Source organism: Streptomyces sp. NPDC006552 (assembly GCF_040611655.1).
GTDB lineage: Bacteria > Actinomycetota > Actinomycetes > Streptomycetales > Streptomycetaceae > Streptomyces.
On sequence record NZ_JBEXOS010000043.1, the window covers coordinates 31,835 to 50,485 of the forward strand.

At 76.0% G+C, this 18,651-nt stretch carries 12 protein-coding genes; 1 reads left to right on the forward strand and 11 read right to left on the reverse strand.

Annotation, left to right across the window (positions count from 1 at the left end):
* Nucleotides 1-12: 12 nt before the first annotated feature.
* From ABZY33_RS23560 to ABZY33_RS23575, 4 genes are all read right to left on the reverse strand, one after another.
* Nucleotides 13-438 carry an XRE family transcriptional regulator gene (locus ABZY33_RS23560; protein WP_356493612.1) on the reverse strand — a complete coding sequence of 142 codons (426 nt, stop codon included), beginning with the start codon at nt 436-438 and terminating at the stop codon, nt 13-15.
* A 538-nt stretch (nt 439-976) separates the two neighbouring features.
* Nucleotides 977-1,669, reverse strand: coding sequence for an RES domain-containing protein (locus ABZY33_RS23565; RefSeq protein WP_356493613.1), 693 nt, complete (start codon nt 1,667-1,669; stop codon nt 977-979).
* A gap of 308 nt (nt 1,670-1,977) precedes the next feature.
* A complete protein-coding gene (locus tag ABZY33_RS23570; RefSeq protein WP_356493614.1) occupies nt 1,978-4,335 on the reverse strand; it encodes a WD40 repeat domain-containing protein in 2,358 nt (785 codons plus the stop codon).
* Between the two features lie 529 nt (nt 4,336-4,864).
* A complete protein-coding gene (locus ABZY33_RS23575) occupies nt 4,865-7,018 on the reverse strand; it encodes a hypothetical protein (RefSeq protein WP_356493615.1) in 2,154 nt (717 codons plus the stop codon).
* Nucleotides 7,019-7,104: 86 nt separating this feature from the next.
* On the opposite strand from ABZY33_RS23575, the gene ABZY33_RS23580 reads away from it, so the two are divergent.
* Nucleotides 7,105-8,532 carry a hypothetical protein gene (locus ABZY33_RS23580; RefSeq protein ID WP_356493616.1) on the forward strand — a complete coding sequence of 476 codons (1,428 nt, stop codon included), beginning with the start codon at nt 7,105-7,107 and terminating at the stop codon, nt 8,530-8,532.
* Between the two features lie 13 nt (nt 8,533-8,545).
* Here ABZY33_RS23580 and ABZY33_RS23585 read toward each other — a convergent pair whose 3' ends face one another.
* The 7 genes from ABZY33_RS23585 to ABZY33_RS23615 all read right to left on the reverse strand — a co-directional run bounded on the left by ABZY33_RS23585 (nt 8,546) and on the right by ABZY33_RS23615 (nt 18,635).
* Nucleotides 8,546-9,376 (reverse strand): 4'-phosphopantetheinyl transferase superfamily protein, encoded by an 831-nt coding sequence (locus ABZY33_RS23585; protein WP_356493617.1) that lies wholly within the window; start codon nt 9,374-9,376, stop codon nt 8,546-8,548.
* Nucleotides 9,377-9,411: 35 nt separating this feature from the next.
* Complete coding sequence (locus ABZY33_RS23590) at nt 9,412-11,166, reverse strand: acyl-CoA dehydrogenase (protein ID WP_356493618.1); 1,755 nt, start codon at nt 11,164-11,166, stop codon at nt 9,412-9,414.
* Nucleotides 11,167-11,536: 370 nt separating this feature from the next.
* Nucleotides 11,537-11,719, reverse strand: coding sequence for a DUF5302 domain-containing protein (locus ABZY33_RS23595; protein ID WP_356493619.1), 183 nt, complete (start codon nt 11,717-11,719; stop codon nt 11,537-11,539).
* Nucleotides 11,720-11,771: 52 nt separating this feature from the next.
* Nucleotides 11,772-15,023 carry an acyltransferase domain-containing protein gene (locus ABZY33_RS23600; RefSeq protein WP_356493620.1) on the reverse strand — a complete coding sequence of 1,084 codons (3,252 nt, stop codon included), beginning with the start codon at nt 15,021-15,023 and terminating at the stop codon, nt 11,772-11,774.
* 64 nt (nt 15,024-15,087) lie between these two features.
* Entirely contained in the window at nt 15,088-16,044 is a 957-nt protein-coding gene (locus ABZY33_RS23605) for an aromatase/cyclase (protein WP_356493639.1), read from the reverse strand.
* A gap of 34 nt (nt 16,045-16,078) precedes the next feature.
* A complete protein-coding gene (locus tag ABZY33_RS23610; RefSeq protein WP_356493621.1) occupies nt 16,079-16,861 on the reverse strand; it encodes an SDR family NAD(P)-dependent oxidoreductase in 783 nt (260 codons plus the stop codon).
* Between the two features lies 1 nt (nt 16,862).
* Nucleotides 16,863-18,635 (reverse strand): FAD-dependent oxidoreductase, encoded by a 1,773-nt coding sequence (locus ABZY33_RS23615; RefSeq protein ID WP_356493622.1) that lies wholly within the window; start codon nt 18,633-18,635, stop codon nt 16,863-16,865.
* Nucleotides 18,636-18,651 lie beyond the last annotated feature (16 nt).

Genomic DNA, 18,651 nt, shown 5'->3' on the forward strand with positions numbered 1-18,651 from the left:
GGGCCGTGCGGTTCAGGAATCGGCCGGGGCCGGTCCGGACGTGCTGTCGGTGGCCTCGACATAGGCGCGGGCCGCGACCATGACGTCCCGGGCACGGTCGTCGGCGATACACAGGGCCGGAGCCATGTCCTCCAGCTGCGGGTTCATGCCGATCATCCACGCGCGGGCCGTGTAGACGGACTCCGCGGCCTGGATGAGGTGGAAGATCTGGATCGCGTCGATCAGCCGGGCCTCGGCCTCGGGCCGGGGCCGGCTGGTGCCGGCGGCCCAGCGGCCTACCTGCTTGGCGTCGTTGATCCCGGCCATCCGCGCGGTGAGGCGCTGGCCGAGATTGTCCTGGAGGAATCGCGCGATGTCGGCGATGGGGGTACTGACGGCGGCACTGTGCGCTCGGAGGGCGGCCGACGCACCGCGGGGCGTGGTCTTGATCGGGGGCATGAGGGTCTCCCTCGCTGACCCGGGGGCGTCACCGTGAGAACCAGGGGGTGAGTGCACGCCGGGAGACGGGTGGTGAGACTCGGCGGCCTGCCCGGGTGGGGTGCGGACCGACGAGCCGGGATCGCTTCGAGGCTGGACGCGGGCCCGCGGGGAAGCGTGACCGCTGCGGGGCTCGGCGGGGCCGCTCGGGCGGCGGCCGGCGGGCATGGAGGGCCGCGCGGGCACGGCGGCGGACCCTCGCGACGACCGCGCGGACTGCCCCCTGCACTGCTTCATGACGCCCTCCCTCCATGGTCTGTAACCAAAAGCGTACCCACGGTGGTAGGCCAACTCCACCTGCCGATGACGACTTTGAGCGGGCGTCATACACCGCGGCGACCGCGCGAAGCCACCCCTCCAACGGCTCCCACCTGCGGTTCCCCTGGCCGTTCGCGGACTTTTGGCCACTCGGGCCGCCCCTATATTTGGCTGCTTTCCGCCGCCTTCAGGCGCCTTTACCGGTGGGGTTCGGGTGTGTTGCGGGTGGGGAACCGGGGGGTCAGTACATCTGGAGGCCGTACTCGTGGGCGACCGTGCGCAGGGGGACCGACTCGGGGAAGACGTAGGTCGACTCCAGCTGTTCGACGGTGGTGTTGTCGAAGACCGCCCAGCACTGGCGCATGCCGAAGCGGGACTTGTAGGCGATCCCGTGGATGCTCGGGGTGCCCTGCGGGGTGCGCTGTTCGTGGGCCCAGCGGGCGATGGCGCGGGTGAGGCGGCGGTGGAAGCCCAGGGTGTGCTCGCGGGTGAGCCCGGGCGAGGTGACGCCGAACTCTTCGAACCGGAGTTCGAACACGGCGGTGAGCGCTTTGAGGGTGGTCTCGTCACCGACGTCCAGGAAGCGGCTCTCCTTGGCGGGTTCTAATCGCACCAGGGTGTGCTTGGCGCTCCAGTCCCGCACCATCTTCCCCGGCCCGACGAAGTACGGCTCATGCCAGTCGCCCTCGACGAGTTCGCGCATGTCGGGGTGGACGCGGAAGGGCGCGAGGGCCTCGGCGAAGCAGCCGTCCTGCTGGGAGGCGCAGTACAAGGTGCCGTACGCGCAGGCGCTCCAGGCGTTGCCCGCCGTGCTCTGCTCGTCCGCCGGCGCGAGGGTGTCGTAGCTGAGCGGATCGGAGGTCTTGCCCAGTCGCCAGACGCCCTCCGCGGGGGCCGGTATCAGTCTGACGTCGGCTGCTGGGCTGGAGGTCATGGCGTTCGGCTCCGGTCGTCGTCCGCTCAGGCCCTCTGAACGGGGCGGCCCGCCGGCTCCGGCCGGCGGGTCCGGGGTGGTCCGCTGTGCCGCCCGTCCTGACCAGGGCGGGAACAGGGACGCGGGACAATTGATCAATTGTGCGGGCCGGGCTGCCGGGACGCGAGCCACTTGCGAGACATCCCGGGGGCGCACGAGGCATTCCGGGGGGCGCATAGACCGTGAGCATGTGTCGGAGCCGGTGGCGGTGGTGCCGGTGTCCGTCGCGGCGGGGCGGGTGGCGGTGCGCGGCCGGTGGGTGCGGGCGCTCAGCCCGCCAGGGCCGGGTGGGCGAGGTCCAGGCTGGTCAGGGCCGTTCCCGCGGGTCCTGCCAGGGTGAGATCGACGGTCGCGGCGGCGGGGTGGGGCGTGGCGTCCAGCCAGGTCAGCGGGGTCGCCGTCGCCACGGTGAGCAGGGGGCGGCAGGTGGCCGCGTCCCACAGCCGCACAATGCCGTCGCGGGAGGCGCTGACGACGTAGGCGCGGCGCTCGGCCGTGAACGTGGCGAGGGCGTGCACCGGGGCGTGATGGCCCGTCAGACGCGGGCCGAGGGGCCGCGTGGTGGCCAGGTCCCACAGCCGGATGTCCGCCTGGTCGCCGGCGGTCACCAGGAACGGCGGGAGGCCGTCGGCGGGTTCGGTGTTGAGGGCGAGCGCGTGGACGATGCCCTGGTCGCAGTGGATCCGCCCGGCGCTGTCGTCGGGTGCGGCGGGGTCCCACAGGCGGACCACGCCCTCGGTGCCGGCGGAGGCGAGCCAGGGCCGGCCGTCGCCGGCGCAGGCGGCGGCGAGCGCCTTGACGCTCATCGTGTGGCGGTCCCAGGTGCGCAGCCGGGTGGCGGTGTGCAGGTCCCACAGGCGCACGCGGTAGTCGTCCGAGGCCGTCAGGAGCAGGGACAGCGCGCCGTCCGCGCTCGCGCAGGCGGCGAGGAGGCGGGTGGGGGCGCCGCAGTCCAGGAGCGTCAGCGGCGGCCGGGCGGGTGCCGCCGGGTCCCAGCCGGTGACGGTGCCGGTGGTGTCGGCGGCCAGCAGCAGGCGCTGGGCCGCGCGGCGCGCCCAGGCCACCGCGAGCACGGGTTCGGGGCAGGTCAGCGCGGTGGTCGTGCGGCCGGTGCGGGTGGCGGTCAGCCGGACGGTGGTGTCGTGGGCCGTCGCGATGAGCGGGCCGCTGTCGCTGTGCCACAGCGCGGTGCCGGACGCGCCGCGCGGGGCGGGGGTGGGGCCGGCGGTGAGCCGGTCCTCGATGTCGGCCGCGGTCCACAGGCGCAGCGTGGCGTCGGCGGCCCCGGACAGCAGCGCGCCGGGGCGGTCCGGGCTCTCGGGCAGCGCGGCGAGCGCGGTGACGGTGTCGGTGTGGCCGCGCAGTTCGGCCACGGTCGCGGTGGCGGGCTCCCAGAGGGTGACGGTGCGGCCGCGGGCGGCGGCGAGCACCGTGCCGCCGGCGTCGTCGTCCAGGGCGAGCAGGCACAGGTCCTTGACGGGCTCTCCGTGGCCGGGCGCGGTGGCGGGCAGCTGTCCCCCGCCGGCGGACCAGGAGGTGAGGCTGCCGTCCGCGTGCCCGCAGTAGAAGAGGCCGGGCTCGGCGCCGGGGGTGACGGTGCGGGCGGGGGTGGGCAGGGGGTGCACGGATCGGACCGTGCCGTCGAGGCGGTGCACGGTCAGGTCGCGTGCGGCGTGCACGAGGACGCGTTCGCCGTCGGTGTCGAGCAGCGTGGTCAGGGCGCCGCGCAGCACGGCGGGGGCGGTGGCGAGGGTCCGCGGGGGTGCGGGCGGGGCCCAGCCGGTCAGCTCGCTGCGGCCGTTGACCGAGCGGACCGTGAGGTCGCCGTGGTCGTCGAAGCAGCACAGGGCGTCGTCGAACCAGGTGGAGTCGGTGTGGCAGCCGAGCGCCGCGTGCCGGTGCGCGTCCCACAGCCGTACGGTGCCGTCGGTGCCGGCGGTCACCAGGTACTGGCGTCCGTCCGGGCCCGGCGGGCTGAGGTGCGCGGCGCGGATCTCACCGGTGTGCGCGGCGAGCGGGGCGCCGGCGGGGTGGGCGGTCGCGGCGTCGAGGAACTCCAGGACGCCGGTCGTGGTGGCGACGGCGACCTGGCGGCCGCGGCGCGGGTGGTCCAGGGTGAGCAGCCGGGTGGGCGTGGCGGGGAGTGTGGCCCAGATGTTCGCGGACAGCCGCCAGTTGACGAAGTGGGCGGTGAGCGGGCTGTCGGCGGGCGGTGCGGCCTCCGGGGGCATCCGGGTGCGCGGGGTCTCCGGGTAGGTGAGGGCGGTGTGGGCGAGGTGCAGACTGGCCAGCCGCGAGGGCAGCGGCGCCGCGCGCAGGTAGGGCTCTATCGCGGACCAGGCGGTCAGCCAGTGCCGGGGGCCGCCGGCCGGGGTGTGGTGGAGCAGCGCGCGGATGCCGCCGCCGGTGTCCCAGGCGAGCGCCTGCGGCGGGACCCGGGCGTCGTCCAGGACGTGCCCGAGCGCGGCGTGCCGGGCCAGGTGCCGACGGGCGTACGGGGGTGGGGGCCGGTCCGGGTCGGTGCTCAGCGCGGCGAGCTGGGCGGCGATCCGCGCGTGCACGGCCGCCTCACCGTCACCGTCGTCCTCCAGCTCATGGCCGCGGGGCGTGTCGGGGTGGCGCGTCATGGGGTGCCCTTGCGGAGGCGGCCGGTCATGGGGTGCCCGTCGGGTGCGGGGAGCGCGGGGCGCCACTGGGCGGGGAGAGCCGCGGTGCCCATGCGGAGGTGGCGGGCCATGGGGTGCCCGCCGGACGCGGGGAGCGCGGGGCGTTGCCGGGCGGGGAAAGCCACGGTGTCCTTGCGGAGATGGCCAGTCTTAGGGTGCCCGTCGGGCGCGGGGCGCCGCTGGGCGGGGAAAGCCACGGTGTCCCTACGGAGGTGGCCGGTCTCAGAATGCCCGCAGGCTCCGGGCGCGGCGTGCCACCGGCCGGGTAGAGCCACGGCGCCCATGCGGAGGTGGTCGGCCACCGAATGCCCGCCGGGCGCGGGGAGCGCGGGGCGCTGCCGGTCGGGGAAAGCCACGGCCCCCTCGCGGAGGTGGCCAGTCATAGGGTGCCCGCCAGGCGCGGGGCGCCGCTGGGCGGGGAGAGCCGCAGTGTCCTTGTCGAGGTGGCCCGTCACGGAATGTCCGTCGGGGCCGGGTGCGGGGAGGGGCGTCATGGGGTGCCCTTTCGCGGGGTCGGCCAGTGGCGGAGGATCTGGGCCAGTTGTTCGTGGGCCGGGCGGTAGACCACGCGGTCGTCCTCGTGGTCGGTGGTCAGATACCCGGCCAGGCGGCTCTTCAGCAGCTGACGGATCTTCTCGTCGGGGTCGCGCAGGGGCGCTTGGAGCACGGCGTGGGCCAGCGCGGGCCACACGTCCCCCCACGCGACCCCGCGCCCCAGCGCGAACGCGCTGGCCCGCAGCAGCCCGACGGCCTCCGTGGCGGTGAGGCCGCTGCCCGCGGCGACCGCGAGTTCGATGTCGGTGCGCAGCAGTCCGGTGATGCCCTCGCCGACCCGGTCCAGCCAGCCCCGGTCGGCGAGCAGGGCCGGGCCCGCCGCCCGCAGCTGCTCCACGGCGAGGCGGGCGTGCAGGAAGGAGCCGGCGGCGCGGACGCCGACGACGTCCGCGGCCCGGGCGACGGCGGCGGGGCCCCACCGCTCCTGGTCGCGCAGCAGGACGCGGACGTAGGCGTGGATGTCCTGGCCGGGGTCGGCGTCGCAGCGCACGATAATGGCGCCCGGGAACCGGTCGGCGACCTCGGCGAGCAGGTCGTCCGCGCCGGGCCGGGCCGCGCCGTCGTGCGCGGTGGGGCGGGCGCTGCGCAGGCCGAGGAGCAGCCGCACCCGGCGGCGCCGGGCGGCGGGCCCGCGCGGGGCGGGGGCGGGCACGGCGCCGGGCGCCCGGTCCGCGGGCCGGGTGGCGGTGACGAACGGGGCCAGGGCGGTGGTGATGAAGTGCGTCGGGTCGTACGCCTCGTCGAGGCTGTCCACGACGACGGTGACCGGCGGTCCGGGCCGGGTCAGGAACTCCTCCAACGCGCTCTGCCAGTCCCCCAGTTCGTCCCCCTCGGCGGGCTCGCAGCCCAGTGCGCGGCCGAGCTGGCGCAGGGCGGTCAGGGCGGTGTGGTTGCGGGCCGAGACGGCGGCGGTGACGGCGCCGGGCGGCGGGATCGTCCCGGGCGGGCCGTCGAGGGCGGTCTTGTAGCGCTCCTCGCTGCGGAACAGGGGGTCGCTGAGGGTCACCATGCGGCCGAGCAGCGCGGACTTGCCCGTGCCCGCGCCTCCGGTGACGATCATGGTGCCGCGGGGGCGCTGGACGAAGTCGACGAGCAGCCGGTTGAGGTTGGTGCGCCCGGAGAAGTACCAGCCGCCGTCGGCCTTGTCGAGGCGGCCGCTCGCCTTCTCCAGCCAGTACTCCAGCTCGTCGAAGGTCGCCGCGACATCGCTGACCTCGGCCTTGGCGACGCGCGGCGCGGGCACGTAGCCGGGGTTGGGCAGGGCGCGGGAGCGCTCGTGCTGCCACTGCGTCAGGAGCGGCTGGGGGATGTTGACGCGGGCGTGGGCGCGGCGTGCGCCGCGGCGCACGGGCCGCTCGTCCTCCAGAAGCTTCGCGGCGCGGTGGAGCAGCTGCGTGAACTCGCTCATCGTCAGGTGGGGGTGGGCGATCTGCTCGCTGGTGGTGGCCAGCAGGTGGGCGCGCGAGAGGACCCGGGCCAGCTCCAGGCCGAGCACCTGGCGGCCCCGCTCGGTGGTGGCCAGCACGTTCAGGCGGGCCTCCTGCCGGCGGGCGGGTGCCAGGTCGTCCTGGAGGGCGACGAGTTCGCTCTGCACGGCCGCGGACTCGCACATGTTGAGGATGACCAGCACGTCCCGGGCGCGGGAGTCCAGTGCCGCGTAGGCGAGCGCGGCCGTGGGGACGGCGGTGGCGAGCAGGCGTTCGTCGGTGGTGTCCGGCAGCCGCAGGTAGTGGCGGGTGGAGGTGGCTGCCAGGCCGTGCGCGCTGACGAAGAGTACGAGCGGCGTCGTGGGCCCGGTCGCGCGCAGGCCGCTGCGCTCCAGGTACGTCTCGACCTCGTGCCGCGTAGACAGCGGAGTGCCGTCCGGGTTGGCCGACAGCCGCCAGCCGAACTCGCCGCCGCCGCGCGGCCACCACAACTCCAGCGCGGCCAGCTGCTGTTCGAGCGCCTCGTCGAAGCCCGGGTCGCCGTCGGGGACGACCAGGCCGACCAGCAGCCCCCGCGGCCCCGCGGCCAGCGGCCCGCGCGGCCACCGCGGTGCGTCCGGTTCTGCGGCAACAGCCACGACCGGCCCCCGTTGCTCGCTCATCTTGCCTATTGTTCCCGTCCATGAGTTCTCAGCGACAGGTCTTATCGTCCCGGTCCGGCCCCGGAGAGCGGGAGCTGTCCCCCCATGTGACGCAGGACGCGGTCGTCATCGTTCCCGGCATCATGGGCAGCGAGCTGCGCTCCACCGCCACCGGCGAGGTCCTGTGGGGTCTTTCCGGGGCCGGCTGGCTGCTGCGGGCGTGGACGCGGCGCGAGGGGCTGGCCCAACTGCACCTGACCGAGGACGAACTCGCGGGCGAGACCGGCCGGATCGAGGCCACGCGGCTGCTGCGCCACGGCACCTGGACCCCGTACCTGCGCGGTCAGGAGCCCTACACGGATCTGCTCGACATGGTCCTGGACCACGTCGCCTCCCCGGCCGCCGTGCTGCCCTTCCCCTACGACTGGCGGCTGCCGGTGGCCACGAACGGCAAGCTGCTCGCCGCGCGGGCCCGCGCCCACCTCACCGCCTGGCGTGACCATCCCGCGCATCTGGCCGCGCTGCGCCACCGCGCCGACCAGCGTCCGGCCCGCCTGGTCTTCCTCGCCCACTCGATGGGCGGCCTGGTCACCCGCAGCGCTCTGGACGGCACGCACCTGGACGACCTGGCGGCGGACACCCGTACGGTCATCACGCTCGGCACGCCCTTCTACGGGTCCGTGAAGGCCGCCGTCATCCTCAACAGCGGGCGCGGCGCCCCGGTGCCGCTGCCCCACGCCAAGCTCCGGGCGCTGTGCGCGACCATGCCGGGGCTGCACGACCTGCTGCCGCTGTACCGCTGTCTGCGCGCCGGGGACGACGTGCGCCGCCTCGACGCCGGTGACATCACCGCGCTCGGCGGCCACCCCGCCCTGGCCCGCGACTCCCTGGCCTTCCACGCCGGCCAGCAGGGCGTGGCGCTGCCCGACCACCGCACGGTCGTCGGCACCCGCCAGCCCACCTGGCAGAGCCTGTCCCTGGCGTCCGGTCAGGTCACCGCGTACGAGGACGGCCCCCGCCAGAACAGCGACGGCACGCTCATCCGCGACCCCCACGAGGGCGTCCGGTACTTCGCGACGCACGGCGACGGCACGGTCTACCGCGACGCCGCCGCCCTGTCCGGGCACGTCTCCACGGTCCCCGTCCAGCACGGCGACCTCGCCCGCGCCGACAGCGCCCTCGACGCGGTCGCCGACATCCTCCTGGAGGACCTGCCGACCGGCCCGCCCCTGGGCGAACCGGGCTGCGGACTCACGGTCCCGGACCTGGCCGAGGTGGGCGTCCCCTGGCGGGCCACCGTCTCGGCCACCGCCTCCGCACAGGGTCTGACCTGCACGGTCACCGACACCGGGACGGGCGCGGAGCGCCGGTTCCCGGTCCGCATGCAGGACGGCGTGCCCACCGCCACGGTCACCAGTGAGGCGCCGGGGCTGTACCGGGTCGAGGTGGAGACGTACGACCGGTACACGGTCAGTCAGCTGGTGCTGGTGGCGGAGCCGGACACGGTGGTGGGGGCCGAGGATCTGACGGCGTAGGAGCCGGGCGGGGTCACTCCAGGAGTTCGCTGACGGCGCCCATGAAGCCCTCGTCGAGCCGGGTGCGGGCCGCCGTGTCGCGGGAGCTGTCCAGGCCCGCGTCGTGGCGGGCCACGCTGAGCAGGTAGCGGCCGAGGACGCGGTGGGTGGCGAAGGCCCATTCGCCGCGGCTCGCGGGCCCGCCGTCCGGGGCGAGCAGGTCGCCGCCGTCCACGCCGAAGCCGAACTCGGTGAAGCCGAGCCGCAGCCCCTGCCCCAGCGCTTTGGTGTAGGCCTCCTTCAGGGTCCAGACGCGCAGCAGGGCGGCCGAGCGTTCGGCGTCGCCGAGGGGCGCCAGCTCCGCGCGTTCGGCGGGCGTCAGCACATGCGAGCTGAGCAGGTCGAACGACATGGAGCGGGCGGCCGGTTCGGCGTCCACGCCGATCCGGCCGTCCCGGCTGACCCCGACCGCGATCAGGTCGTCGGTGTGGGTGAGGCTGACGTCGATCTGGTCGAGGCCGCGCAGGTACGGGCGTCCGCCGGTCTTGTACGCGAGGTCGAGCTCCACCGGGTCGGTGTGCAGGGCGGCGGCCGCCGCGTACTTGGTGGCGAGGCGGGACGCGACGAAGCGGTAGCGCACGGTGGGGTCGGCGGTGCGCCGGTAGCGCGGCCAGTCCCGGCCGAGCAGCGGGCGCAGCGCGGGTTCGGTGACGGCGGCGGCCAGCCATTCGCCCCAGGTGGTGTGGATGACGGCGTTGCCGTTGCGGTCCATGGCCTCGCTCACCCGGTGCCAGGCGGCGCCCGGTCCGCTGACGTGGAGGGGCGCGCTGATGCGTTGCACACCGGAGGGGGTGACGGTCGTCAAGGTGCCTTCCTTCCCTGGAGCGGTGCCGGGGGCTGTCATGGCGTGCGGGGGGCCGCGTCGAGGTGGTAGCCGTGGCCCTCCCGGTGGCGGCGCAGGAGTTCGCCGAGCACCTGCTCCTGGACGCCGTCGGGCAGGTCGGGGGCGGGGACGCCGTGCCGCCCGGCGAGCCGGGTCAGGGCGAGGACGGCCCAGGCCGGGTCGGCGAGGAAGGGGTCGGCGCCGTCCTGGCTCTCCCAGCTGCCGAGGACGGCGGCGGCGCCGACGACACCGCAGTAGCGGTCGCTGAGCACGGCGACCGCGGGGTCGGTGAGGCCCGGCCCGGACGCGGGCAGCCGCCGGCACTGTTCGCGCAGGGCGCGCAGTTCGGTGACGAACGCCTCGGCGAGTCCGGCCAGGGCGGCGAGGGCGGAGCCGGTGCCGTGCGCGGGGGCGAGGCGGGCGGCGCTGCCGATGAGCGAGGCGGCCATGAAGTCGCCGCCGCCTGCGATGCCGAGCAGCCCGTAGTCGAGGTCGGGCAGTTCGCCGCCGGCGCGGAACAGCTCGGGCGGCGGCTCGTCCTCGGCGAACCAGGACCGTGCGGCGAGGCCGCGCAGCTGGGGCACGAGCACGGCCTGGCAGGAGGCGCTGCCGGCGTGGCCGAGTCCGGCCACGGGCAGGTCGCGGACGAGTTTGTCGAGGGCGCCGTAGGCGGGGTCGGCGTGGTCGTAGCCGCGCGCGCCGAGGACGGTGGCCAGCTCTTCGAGGTCCTCGCGGACCAGGTCGGGGACCACGTACTTGACGGCGGCGGCGGGCAGATGGGCCCGGGCGGGCAGCAGGGACAGCGCCCGCAGCACGGTCGTGGCCATGGCGTCGCAGGCCAGCAGGTCGGCGAAGACGCCCGCGAGCGGCTTGTGCCAGCGCTTGGCGGGGGGCCCGGTGCGGCCCTCGGACGCGGCGCGGACCGCGGAGTGCAGCACCGTGCCGGCGGCGGCGGTGACGACACCGCAGATCACGCTCCGGTTGACCTGGAACACGCGCAGGGCGGTGCCCACTCCGTCCCCCGGGGCGCCGACCAGGGCCCCGGCGGGGACCGGGCGGTCGGTGAACTCCAGGCCGGAGAAGAGGGCCCCGCGCATCCCGGGCAGGGGCACGCGCGGCAGGTGTGCCACCTGGCCGGGCCCGGCCTGGGCGGGGTCGAGGAGGAAGACGGAGTGGCTGCGGGGCCCGCGGGCGGCGTCGGTGCGGGCGTAGACGACCTGGAGGTCGGCGCGCGCGGCGTTGATGATCACGTCCTTGCGGCCGTCGAGCCGGTGGCCGCCCTGGGTGGGGCGGGCGGTGAACTCGTGGCGGAGGATCGCGTTGGCGTGGGCGAGTTCGTGGTGCAGGATCGTGGCCCGCCCGCCGCGCAGCAGCAGACCGGCGACGTCCGCACGCTGCCGGTCGCTGCCCGCGGTCCAGACGGCGCCGGCGGCGAACAGGGAGGTGATCCCGTAGCCGAAGCCGAGGGCGACGTCGCGCCGGAAGACGGGGCGCAGGGCGCGCGCCAGCAGGTCGGCCCGGGTGAGCAGGCCGCCGTGGGCGGCGGGCACGAACTCGGCGCCGAGCCCCGCGCGGGCGAGCAGGTGCTCGGTCGCGGCGGGCGGCTCGCGCCGGTCGTCGGCGGCGTACAGGGCCCGCAGACCGTGCGGGTTCGCCGGGTCGTACGGGTCGCCCAGCAGGGTTTCGAGCCGCGCGGCCCGGTCCAGGGCGTCCGCCTCCGTCCGTCCCGACGGCGCGCCCGGGGGGTGCATGGTCTCGGCGGTGATGGTCATGGCGGCGGTGGTCAGCTCCCTCGTCGCGGCACGGGGCGCGGCGTGCGCACCCGTCCACCGACCCTGGCCGTCCCTCCTCGAGCCCGGGTGGAGGTGGTCTCGACACATGCTCCGTCCGCCGTGCGGCCGGGCCGTGGCGCGGCAAAAGCGTTCCTCCGTCCCTTCTTGAGCGGTCCTCCGGGTCCCGGGGCCACGGTCCGTCGCCGGGCACGCGGACGGGAAAGGACCGCCACTCTTTGACGTCGGGGCCGTCGGGGCCGTCGGGGCCGTCGGGGCCGTCGGGGCCGTCGGGCGCGCGGGCACGGAAAAGACCGCGGCACCCCGTCGTCGGGGTACCGCGGTCTTCGCCGGTCTGGTGGAGAAGGGGCGCTCAGCCCGTCTTGCGGCGGAAGTCCCGCTTCCGGCCCGCGGGACTGCTCATGTTCTTGACCTTGCCCCGCCCCTCCTCGTGCGCCTGCTGCGCCTGGGAGGACCGGGACTTGCGCTCCAGTGCCTCCTTGAACTTGGCGCGCATCTCGTCCTCGGGCTCGTCGTTCTTCGGAGTCTCAGTCATATGGGCCTCCTCGCCCTGGGGGACAGTCCTGTGGGGGATCGCACCACCACCCTCACGAGCGGATCTTGATCCTCACTTGAGGCCCGCTCGTGCCGGGAAGTCGTACCGTCCCAGGGTGCTCGCGCTGGAAGGCGTAGGTCGGCAGATCGACCGGGACGCCGGTCGCGAAGACCCGGTCCCAGGTTATGTCCTCTCCGGCCACGTGCAACGCACTTAATGCCTGGACCAGCGCTCGTGCTGCCCCGGCCGGCCGGGGCAGCGAGCCCTGCGCGGTCACGAAGACCGCCGGTCGGTGCAGGCGGGAGGCCGCCAGCGCGGAGAGCGGACCGGGCGGGCCGCACTCCAGGTACCGGCCCACCCCGGCGCGCTCCAGGGTGCGTACGGCGTCCGCGAACCGCGCCGGGCCGGCCAGTTGCCGCGCCCAGTGTGCCGGGTCCGGCGCCGGGCCGGCCGGGACGGCGGTGCCGGTCACCGTGGACACCCAGGTCAGCTCCGGTTCGCTGAAGGCGCACTCCGCCGCGGCCCGGGCGAACTCCTGCGCCCCGGCGGCGCCCTCGTCGCCGCGGCGCGCCGCCCGGCCGCGCGCCGCGGCCAGCCGCGCCGCGTCCGCGAGACCGAGCGCCCCGGACACATGGGCCGCCGTCACCTCGCCCACGCCGTGTCCGGCGACCGCGGCCGGCACCACGCCCCAGGACGCCCACATCCGGAACAGCGCCACCTCGAGCGCGAACAGCGCGGGCTGGGCGAACTCCGGCTCGCCGAGCAGCGCCGCGTCCGGTCCGTCCTGCGCGGCGAACACCACCGCGACCAGCGGCAGCGGCAGCTGCGGGTCGAGCGCGGCGCACACCTCGTCCAGTGCCCGCCGGAACGCGGGGAACGCCGCGTACAGCTCCCGTGCCGGGCCGGCGCGGTGCGGGCCGGGTCCGCCGAAGAGCATCGCGAGCCGCGGCCCCGCGGCCGCCGTGCCCGTGACGAGGCCGGGGTGGGCGAGGCCCGCGGCGAGCGCCCGCAGGGCCCGGGCGGCCTGCGCGGCCGAGTCGGCCACGACGCTCGCCCGGTGTTCCAGATGGGGGCGGTGCCGGGCGGCCGTGTACGCGACGTCGAGGAGAGCGGCGTCGGGGGTGGCGTCGAGGTGCGCGGCGAGCCGGAGCGCGTTCTCGGCGCGGGCCCGCGGGGTGCGTCCCGAGACGGTGAGCGCGACGGGGACCGGTGCGGCGCGGCGCGGGCGGCGTCCGGTGACGGCGCCCCAGTCCACGTCGGCTCCGTCGCACCACAGCGCGGCGGCCACGTCCTCCAGGGCCTGGCGGGCGGGCCGCTCACGGTGGCCCGCGGCCAGTACGCGCGGCTGCTCGCCGCCGAGGGCGTCGAGGGCGCTCTGTAGCGCGGGACCCGCCACGGGGTGCGGCGCGATCTCCACGACGCGCAGGCCGCGGCCGCCGGCGAGGGCGCGGGCTGCCTCGGCCAGGGGCGGGCGGGCGCACAGGGCGCGGGCCCAGTACGCGGCGTCGAGCTCCGCGCCGTCGGCGTACCCGCCGGCGGTGGCCGACCAGAACGGCACGGTGGCGGAGCGGGTCTCCAGCACACCCAGCCGTTCCGTCAGCTCCCTTATACGTGCGGGCTGTTCAGCGTCCGCTCCGGTGGCCGTGCGGGACCAGGCGGCGGTCAGGCGGGCGCCCTCGGTGAGCGGCAGCGCGCCCGCGAAGACCGCGGCGGCCACCTCGCCGGCCCCCTCCCCGAAGACGGCGGTGGGCTCGACGCCCCAGGCGCCCAGGGTGCGGGCGAGGGCCGTCTGGAGGGCGAACCGGACCGGCCCGTCGGCGTCGGGGCGGGCCGGGCCCGGGTGGGTCCGGTCCGCGAGGAGGTCCGCGGTGACCGACCGGCCGGTGAACGGCCGCAGCGCCCGGTCGCACGCGTCGAGGGCGGCCCGGAAGGCGGGTTCGCCGAAGAGTTCGCGTCCCATGCCGCGCCACCGCGGGCCGGGGCCGGAGAAGCAGAAGGCGAGCGCGTCCGGCCGCCGGACGGGGCCCTGGGCGTGCGCCGCGACGCCGGCGCGCAGCGCACCGGCCAGGTCGCCGGGGTGGGTGACGGCGGCGACGGCGCGGTGGCCGCCCGTGGCGCGGCCGAGGAGTTCGGGGGCGTACCAGGCGCGGCCGGTGCGGACCCGGTCGGTGAGTTCGTCGGCGGCCGCGCGCAGGGCGGTGGCGCTCTCGGCGGCGAGCGGCACGAAGATCCGGTGCCGGTGCGGCGCCTCCTCCAGGGCCAGGTGGATCTCGGTCCCGTCGGAGCCGGGGCCGCCGACCCCCGCGTAACGGCGGGCCTCGCCCGGCCACGGCTCGGGTGCGGCGACGACGTCGAGGAGCGGGCCGGGGGTGGTGCGGCCGAGGCCGGCGGGGAGTTCGCCGTGGTGCAGGGCGAGCGCGGTCCGCATCAGGGCGACCACGCCCGCGGCGGGTTCGAGGTGGCCGAAGTTGGCCGGGGCGGCCCCTATGCGCAGCGCGTCGGCGCCGCCGAAGAGAGCGGCGAGGGCCGCCGCGCCGGCGCCGTGGACCTCGGCGTAGGAGACGTGCCGGGTGGCGACGCCGGCGTCCTGCCAGGCGGCGCGCGCCGCGTCCGCCTGCGGCTGCGGCCCGGCGGCGGCGCGGGCGCTGCCGCGGATCAGGGCGTAGATACGGTCGCCGGCGGCGAGCGCGTCGGACAGGCGGCGCAGGACGAGGACTCCGCAGCCTTCGCCGCGGACGGGTCCGGCCACGTCGTGTACCGCGCCGTGCCGCCCGTGGAGCACCTGGACGCCGCCCGCAAGGGCCAGGTCGACCGAGTTGTCGCGCAGGGCGCGTACGGCGAGGTGCGCGGCGCTCAGCGAGGAGTCGCAGAGCGCGGAGACGGCGGCGACGGGTGCGTCGAGGCCGAGGGTCCGGGCGATGCTGGCGGGGACGAGCGAGGGGTCGGAGCGCCGCGCCGTGGTGCCGACGAAGACGCCGGTCCGGCCGCGGGCGAGTTCGTCGGGGACGATCCGGGCGTCCTCCAGGGCGGCCCAGGAGGTCTCCAGGGCGATGCGCCGGCGGGGGTCCATGTGCCGGGCCTCGGCGGGCGGGACACGGAACAGGGACGCGTCGAAGCCGGCGATGTCGTCGAGGAAGCCGCCGCGGCGGGCGGCCGCCCGGCGGCCGCACGGCGTCTCGCGCACCGCGTCGATGCCGTCGAGCAGGCCCCGCCACAGCGCCGCGGGGGTCTCGATGCCGCCCGGCAGCCGGCAGCCGATGCCGACGATCGCGACCGGTTCGCCGTTCACCTGATCCATGCTCATCTGCGCATCCTTGAAGGTCGTCGAAGAGTCGAAGAGGAGACGGGCCGCACCGCGAACACCGGGCTCACAGCACCCGGATCGCCGACTCCGCGTGCTTCTTGGCCAGTTCCAGGGTCGCGGTGGAGTTGCGGCCGAGCGCCTGGCGCACGTACCGGCGGGCCGTGGCGAGATCCGCGCCCTCGCCGAGGACGCGCTCCACCCCCTCCTCGCGCAGCAGCACGCTGTGCTGCGAGACGACGGTCACCCCCGTCTCGTCGGGCACCACCGACCACTCGCCGGTGTGCGCCTCCATCAGGGCGGGTGTGGCCGTCTGCTTGTAGACGATGCGGCCGGCGTGCGGGAAGCAGATCCGCACCGACTCGGTGGTGTGCGCGTTGCCGTCCGCCGTCCGCGTGTCCATGGACATGCGCTGGACCCCGGGGCTGTCCTCGGTGAGGTCCAGGCGGGAGACGTGCGGGATCAGGTCGGGCCAGTCGCCCACGCGGTACAGGAAGTCGTAGACCAGCTCGGCCGGGCCCTTGACCCGTACGGAGTCCTCGAAGGAGAGGACGAGTTCGTCCAGGCGCGTCCAGCGTTCGGCGAGCCGCTTGATGTTGTCCAGCTCGGCGCGGGAGTTGGTGTCGCAGGCGCGCTCCACCCACGCCGCGTCGCCGGGGCGGTCACCGGCCACGGTGAAGTCGTGCAGCAGCGTCAGCAGGCTGGCGCCGCCGGGCCGCTCCTCGACGATCCAGGTCCCGTGCATGGTCTCGACCGGCGCCTGCGGGCGGGTCTGGTGGAACTCGATGCGCCGCGCCGCGGGGTCCTGCACGCGCTGCGAGATCCACGAGCGGACCTCGCCGTTGGCCAGCGCCCACATCCGCAGCCGCTCGTCCCTGCCGTCGAACTCCAACTGCTCCACATGCACGTTCGGCGGGAAGAACAGCGGCCACCGCACCGCGTCCGAGACCAGTCCGTAGACGACTCCGGCCCCCGCCGCCACCTCGACGGAGTGCACCGTGCGGTGCACCCGCCCACTCGACACCACGTTCACGTTGTCCTCGATTCGTTGACGAAGGTCAGTAGTTGCCCAGGCCGCCGCAGACGTTGAGCGCCTGCGCGGTGATCGAGGCGGCCGGCCCGGAGGCCAGGTAGCCGACCAGGGCGGCCACCTCCTGGGGCGTGGAGTAGCGGCCGAGCGGGATCTTCGCCTCGAACTGGGTGAGGACGTCCTCCTCGGTGCTGTCCCAGGCGGCGGCGTACCCCTGCCGCACCCGCTGGGCCATCGGCGTCTCCACGTAACCGGGGCAGACCGCGTTGACGGTGATGCCCTGGGGCGCCAGCTCGCGGCCGAGCGCCTTGGTGAAGCCGACGACGCCGTGCTTCGAGGCGCTGTAGGGGGCGCCGAGCAGGACGCCCTGCTTGCCGGCGGTGGAGGCGATGTTGATGATCCGCCCGTACGCCGCGTCGCTCAGGCCGCCGTTCTTCAGCACCTCGCGGGTCATCAGGAACACGCTGTTGAGGTTGGTGTCGATGACGTCGTACCAGAGCTCGTCGGTGAGGTCGGCGGTAACGCCGCCGCCGCTGCGTCCGGCGTTGTTGACGAGCACGTTGAGGGGCCCGTACGTCTCCACGGCCGCGGCCACGAGCGCGGCCACCGACTCCCGGGAGCGGACGTCCGCGGCCTGCCCGGCGACGTCGAGGCCCTGCGCGCGCAGCTCCGCCACGGTCCGCTCGACGTCCTGCGCGGTGCGGGCGCAGAGGAAGACCCGGTGTCCGGCGCGGGCCAGGTGTCGCGCCGACTCCAGACCGATGCCGCTCGTGGCGCCGGTCACCAGGGCGACGGGGTGGCTGTCGGGCATGTCAGTGCTCCTCGAGATCGTGGGTGGCGGTGCGCAGGGCGGGGCCCGGCTCGCGCCGTGCCTGGTCGGCGAGGGGGACGGCGGGCACCAGCGGGGCCAGGGCGCGGCGCAGGGCCGGGCGGGTCAGCAGGGCGCCGCGGGCGGCGACGTAGCCGTCGGGGCGGACGAGGAGCCAGGCGCCGGGCCGCAGGCCGAGCGCGGCGCGCAGCCGGCGGCCCGGGTCGGCGAGCGGGGCGGGGCCCTCGGACCCGGCGCCGCCGAGGGTGCGCACCGACAGCCATTCGCCGTACTGGGCGGCGGCCGTGACGGCCACCCCGGCGGGAACGTCGCCCGGCCCGTGGCCGCCCGCGGCGAGCAGCAGCGACCAGCGCGGGTCGCGCAGTTCGGCGCGGAAGGACGTGAAGGCGGGCGCGGGCCCGTCCGGGGTGCGGACGGCGGCGGCACGGGCGCCGGGGCCGGGGGCTCCGGGCGGGGCCGGCTCCCGCGCGCTCATCAGGACGGACCCGGCGTCGGCCAGGGTGGTGAGGCGGTCGGTCTGCGCGGTGGTCAGCGACGAGGTGGCGTAGCCGATCCGCAGACCGGACATGCCGCCCAGCACCTTGCGCTGCACGGCCCGGCGCAGCGGCCGCACCGCGTTCACGACGCGCAGGGCGACGGGCAGGACCACCCCGGCGAGCGCGTTGCGCAGCTGGACCAGCGTGGTGGCGGTGCGGGTGGAGCCGAGCAGGGCGGCGCCGACGGGGACGCGCTCCTCGCTGTAGGTCTCCAGCAGCTCCCGGCCCGCCTGGCCCTGTTCGACCATGGCCAGCTTCCAGGCGAGGTTGTACGCCTCCTGGATGCCGGTGTTCATGCCCTGTCCCGAGGCGGGGCTGTGCACGTGCGCGGCGTCGCCGGCCACCAGGACGCGGCCGTCCTGCATCCGCCGGACCATCCGCTGCTGGAAGGTGAAGACCGAGGTCCAGGACGCCTCGCCGACCTGTACCCGGTGGCCGAGGCCCGCGCTGAGCTTGGCCGCGAGCAGCTCCTCGGTGCGGCCGGGCCCGGCCTCGCCCGTGCTGGGCACCGTGTCCAGGATCCGCCAGCGGCCGTCCTGCGCGAAGGGCACCATCATCAGGGCCTGGCCGCCGGTGTGCGTCCAGTAGATGCTGTCGGGCTCCACCTCGGTGTCGATGGGGACGTCCGCGAGCATCCACGTCTCGCTGCTCTCTCCGAGGAGTTCGAGACCGAGGCCCTTGCGTACGGTGCTGTGGCCGCCGTCGCACCCCACCAGCCAGGACGGTTCGCAGTGCTCCGCGCGGCCGTCGGCGTGGGTCAGCCGCGCCCGCACCGCGTCCGTGTGCTGGGCGAAGTCCGTGAGGCGCACGCCCCATTCGACCCGCACCCCGAGCCGGGCCACCGCGGTGCGCAGCGCGGCCTCGGTCTCGGTCTGCTCGATGATCAGCGTGTACGGGTAGCGGGTGGGCATCGTCGCGTAGTCGGCGCGCAGCCGGACCCGGCGCCGGCCGCCGGCGTACATGGTGAACGCCCGGTTGCGCCGGCCCCGGGGCAGCACGTCGTCGACGATGCCCATCTGGTCGTACGTCTCCAGCGTGCGCGGGTGGGTGGCGACGGCGCGGCTGGTGCGGGCCGGTCCCGGGGCGGCGTCGATCAGCCGCACCCGTACGCCGCGCCGGGCGAGTTCGTGCGCGGCGGTCAGGCCGACGGGGCCGGCGCCGACGACCAGCACCTGGGCCGGGGGCGTGGGCGCGGCCGGCAGGTCTGCGGGGTTCACCATGGTCAGCTCCGGGGTC

Excerpts from the sequence above, each read along its gene's own strand:
- ABZY33_RS23590 (WP_356493618.1), bottom strand. The coding sequence starts at position 11,166 with ATGACCATCACCGCCGAGACCATGCACCCCCCGGGCGCGCCGTCGGGA.
- ABZY33_RS23615 (WP_356493622.1), bottom strand. The coding sequence starts at position 18,635 with ATGGTGAACCCCGCAGACCTGCCGGCCGCGCCCACGCCCCCGGCCCAG.
- ABZY33_RS23600 (WP_356493620.1), bottom strand. The coding sequence starts at position 15,023 with ATGAGCATGGATCAGGTGAACGGCGAACCGGTCGCGATCGTCGGCATC.
- ABZY33_RS23610 (WP_356493621.1), bottom strand. The coding sequence starts at position 16,861 with ATGCCCGACAGCCACCCCGTCGCCCTGGTGACCGGCGCCACGAGCGGC.
- ABZY33_RS23565 (WP_356493613.1), bottom strand. The coding sequence starts at position 1,669 with ATGACCTCCAGCCCAGCAGCCGACGTCAGACTGATACCGGCCCCCGCG.
- ABZY33_RS23570 (WP_356493614.1), bottom strand. The coding sequence starts at position 4,335 with ATGACGCGCCACCCCGACACGCCCCGCGGCCATGAGCTGGAGGACGAC.
- ABZY33_RS23575 (WP_356493615.1), bottom strand. The coding sequence starts at position 7,018 with ATGAGCGAGCAACGGGGGCCGGTCGTGGCTGTTGCCGCAGAACCGGAC.
- ABZY33_RS23560 (WP_356493612.1), bottom strand. The coding sequence starts at position 438 with ATGCCCCCGATCAAGACCACGCCCCGCGGTGCGTCGGCCGCCCTCCGA.
- ABZY33_RS23595 (WP_356493619.1), bottom strand. The coding sequence starts at position 11,719 with ATGACTGAGACTCCGAAGAACGACGAGCCCGAGGACGAGATGCGCGCC.